Here is a 572-nt window from a genome sequence, read left to right on the forward strand (position 1 = left end):
GCATCGGACGATACGGCGTCTTCGATGGCATCGCTGCTGCGCTTGAGGTCGACCGCGCGGGTCTGCGATTCCAGCTGCGGGCGCACCTCGACCCGGTCCAGGTCGACCGCCCCGGCGCCGGCGGCGCTGGCTTCGACGGCCTCGACGGCAAACACCGACGGACTGGCCATCACCAGCAACGACAGGCTGATCGCCTGGCCCAACGCACGCTTCTTCTGCACGACTATCCCCAACGGTGTAAAGACTGGGTCAGCACGGTATGTCCGCGACGTTGCATGGGCATGACACCGGGACAGGGGAACGGGGAATTGGGAATTGGGAATTGGGAATTGGGAATTGGGAATTGGGGACGGGGAATTGGGGAATTGGGGAATTGGGGAATTGGGAAATCGGGAATTGGGAAATCGGAAATCGGGAATTGGGAATTGGGAAATCGGGAATCGGGAATCGGGAATTCGGGAATTCGGGAATTCGGGGAATTCGGGGAATTCGGGGACTCGGGGAATCGGGGAATCGGGGACTCGGGAGGCAGCGTAGAGCCGAGCCATGCTCGGCTGCTCTTGGCGCTGCAC

The 572-nt window shown here is 61.4% G+C and carries 1 pseudogene; it reads right to left on the bottom strand.

Annotation, left to right across the window (positions count from 1 at the left end):
• Positions 1-170: pseudogene (locus AC1DQP_RS21310) on the bottom strand (TonB-dependent receptor plug domain-containing protein); the annotation flags it as partial.
• Between the last annotated feature and the right edge of the window lie 402 nt (positions 171-572).

This window comes from Stenotrophomonas sp. P5_A8 (assembly GCF_056400545.1).